Annotated in this window: 4 protein-coding genes; all 4 read right to left on the bottom strand. The window is 64.5% G+C overall.

The window, feature by feature from the left end:
- A partial coding sequence (locus DID98_RS35250; RefSeq protein ID WP_148093554.1) for an ABC transporter ATP-binding protein occupies window positions 1-596 on the bottom strand: 596 nt, incomplete at its 3' end.
- Window positions 596-1,372, bottom strand: coding sequence for an ABC transporter ATP-binding protein (locus tag DID98_RS35245; RefSeq protein WP_044845603.1), 777 nt, complete (start codon window positions 1,370-1,372; stop codon window positions 596-598). The genes DID98_RS35245 and DID98_RS35250, both read right to left, overlap by 1 nt.
- A 23-nt stretch (window positions 1,373-1,395) precedes the next feature.
- Window positions 1,396-2,565 (bottom strand): ABC transporter permease subunit, encoded by a 1,170-nt coding sequence (locus DID98_RS35240; protein ID WP_044845602.1) that lies wholly within the window; start codon window positions 2,563-2,565, stop codon window positions 1,396-1,398.
- A gap of 19 nt (window positions 2,566-2,584) precedes the next feature.
- Window positions 2,585-3,226: branched-chain amino acid ABC transporter permease (locus tag DID98_RS35235; protein ID WP_148093553.1), on the bottom strand; the 642-nt coding region annotated here is incomplete at its 5' end.

The raw sequence follows: 3,226 nt of genomic DNA, 5'->3' as shown, positions 1-3,226 counted from the left end.
CGCGCGTTCTGCTCGACCAGCAGCACCGTGATGCCCTCCTTCGAGATCTCGCGCACCACTTCGAAGATCTTCTCGACCATGATCGGCGACAGGCCCATCGACGGCTCGTCGAGCAGCAGCAGCTTCGGCTTGGTCAGGATCGCGCGCGACATCGCCAGCATCTGCTGCTCGCCGCCCGACAGCGTACCCGCGAGCTGCGTCGCACGCTCCTTCAGACGCGGGAAGAAGCCGAACATCCGGTCGACGTCCTGCTTGATCTGCTCCTTGTCGTTGCGCAGGTATGCGCCCATCTGCATGTTCTCGATGATCGACATCCGCGCGAAGATCCCGCGACCTTCCGGCACCATCGCGAGGCCGCGCTTGAGCAGCTCGTGCGACGGCACGCCCTTGATCGACTTGCCGTCGTACTCGATGTCGCCCGCCGAATACGGCTTGAGACCCGTGATCGCCTTCATCGTCGTGGTCTTGCCCGCGCCGTTCGCGCCGATCAGCGTCACCAGCTCGCCCTGGCGGACTTCCATGTCAACGCCCTTGACGGCCTGGATGCCGCCGTAGTTGACCTGCAAGCCCTTGATTTTCAACATTGCCGCTGCCATCAGTGCACCCCTGCGCCGAGATATGCCTCAATCACCTTCGGATTCTTCTGCACGTCCTGCGGCAGACCCTCGGCGATCACCTTGCCGTAATCGAGCACCGTCATCCGGTTGCACAATCCCATCACGAGCTTCACGTCGTGCTCGATCAACAGGATCGTACGGCCGTCGGAGCGGATCTTGTCGAGCAGGCGCGTGAGTTCGACCTTCTCGGTCGCGTTCATCCCGGCCGCCGGCTCGTCGAGCGCGAGCAGCTTCGGGTCGGTCGCCAATGCGCGCGCGATCTCGAGACGGCGCTGGTGGCCGTACGACAGGTTGCGCGACGTGTAGTCCGCGTACTGCAGCACGCCGACGTACTCGAGCAGCTCGATCGCGCGTTCCTTGATCTCGCGCTCTTCCTGGCGCTCGGCCGGCGTCTGGAACACCGCGCCCAGCAGGCCGTGCTTGGTCCGCACGTGGCGGCCCACCATCACGTTCTCCAGCGCCGTCATCCCGCCGAACAGGCGGATGTTCTGGAACGTGCGCGCGATGCCCGTCTTTGCGACCTGGTGCACCGCGGTCGGCTTGTATTCCGTGCCGTCGAGCTTGAACTCGCCGGAGTCCGGCGTGTAGAGGCCCGTGATCACGTTGAAGAACGTGGTCTTGCCGGCGCCGTTCGGGCCGATCAGGCCGTAGATCTCGCCTTCCTTGATCTGCAGGCCGACGTCGGACAGTGCCTGCAGCCCGCCGAAGCGTTTGTTCACGCCCGAGACGGACAGTCGGATTTGCTTGTCGCTCATGTGTGTATCCCCTTGTCCGTTGGTTAAGCGCGCACCGGCTTCTTGCTGTTGCGCTTCGCCAGTTTCGCGATCTTGTCCTCATGCTTCGGCGCCGGCCACAGGCCTTCCGAGCGATACAGCATGATGATCACCATCGCGAGGCCGTACAGCGCCTGACGGATCACTTCGGTGTCGACGATGTCGTGACCGAAGATCGCGTGCTGCAGCGGGCTCATCGTCGAACGCAGGAATTCCGGGAAGATCGCGAGCAGCACCGCGCCGAGGATCACGCCCGGGATGTGGCCCATGCCGCCGAGCACCACGCACGCCAGCACGACGATCGATTCCCAGAACGTGAACGACTCGGGCGACACGAAGCCCTGGAACGCACCGAACATCGCACCCGACAGGCCGCCGAACGACGCGCCCATCGCGAACGCGAGCAGCTTCACGTTACGGGTGTTGATGCCCATCGCTTTCGCGGCGATTTCGTCTTCGCGGATCGCGGCCCATGCGCGGCCGATACGCGAGTGCTGCAGGCGCGTACAGACCCAGATCACCAGCAGCGCGCAGAGCACGAACAGGTAGTAGTACATGTAGACCGACGGCAGCTGGAAGCCGAAGATCGAGTGCGTCTGCGACAGGTTGAAGCCGCCGACGTGCACCGGATCGATGCCCGTGATCCCCTTCGGGCCGTTGGTGATGTTCACCGGACGGTCGAGGTTGTTCATGAAGATCCGGACGATTTCACCGAAGCCGAGCGTCACGATCGCCAGGTAGTCGCCGCGCAGGCGCAGCGTCGGCGCGCCGAGCAGGATCCCGAAGGTCGCCGCCAGCGCCATCGCGATCGGCACGATGATCAGGAACGGGATGTGCAGGCCGTTCGGCGCGAGCGCCGCGATCCACTCGAACTGCGAGGTCAGGTGCGGCGAGCTCAGCAGTGCCGCCGTGTATGCGCCCACCGCGTAGAACGCGATGTAGCCGAGGTCGAGCAGGCCGGCGAAGCCGACCACCACGTTCAGGCCCAGCGCGAGCATCACGTACAGCATCGCGAAGTCGAGCACGCGGACCCAGTAGTTGCCGCCTGCCGAGCCGATGATGATCGGCGCCGCGATCACGAAGGCCGCGGTCAGGATGCCGATGACGACGGTCTTGGCGGTGTTGCGTTCTTCGACGAGCGACGTCGAGGATTCGATCGGTTGAATGGATGTCATGTTGTTTGCTCCCCTTCCGTTACGCGCGGTCCGCGACACGTTCGCCCAGCAGGCCCGACGGACGGAACACCAGCACGATGATCAGCACGATGAATGCGAACACGTCCTGGTAGTTACTGCCGAACACGCCACCCGTGAGGTTGCCGATGTAGCCCGCGCCGAGCTGCTCGATCAGGCCGAGCACCACGCCGCCGACCATCGCGCCGCCGAGGTTGCCGATCCCGCCGAGCACCGCCGCGGTGAACGCCTTCATGCCGGGGATGAAGCCCATGTAGAAGTGCACGTTGCCGTATTCGGACGCGATCATCACGCCGGCCAGCGCGGCGAGCGCGGAGCCGATCATGAACGTCGCCGAGATCACGAAGTTCGGGTTCACGCCCATCAGGCTCGCGGTGTTCGGGCTTTCGGCGATCGCGCGCATGGCGCGGCCGAGCTTGGTCTTGTGCACGAGCAGCAAGAGGCCTGCCATCACGATGAACGCCACCGCGATGATCACGATTTCGGTGACCGAGATCACGGCGCCGGGCGTCGTGTCGGTCGCCTTGATCACGTTGATCGGATCGGTCGGCAGCAATTGCGGGAACGGCAGCGGGTTGCGCGACCAGATGATCATCGCGGCCGTCTGCAGCAGGATCGACACGCCGATCGCGGTGATCAGCGG

It is taken from the genome of Burkholderia sp. Bp8984 (genome assembly GCF_003853755.1).
In the GTDB taxonomy this organism is placed as follows: Bacteria; Pseudomonadota; Gammaproteobacteria; order Burkholderiales; family Burkholderiaceae; genus Burkholderia.
This window is presented reverse-complemented; position numbering and strand designations above follow the sequence as displayed.

Coding starts and splice junctions, on each gene's coding strand:
- DID98_RS35245 (WP_044845603.1), bottom strand. CDS start 1,372: ATGAGCGACAAGCAAATCCGACTGTCCGTCTCGGGCGTGAACAAACGC.
- DID98_RS35240 (WP_044845602.1), bottom strand. CDS start 2,565: ATGACATCCATTCAACCGATCGAATCCTCGACGTCGCTCGTCGAAGAA.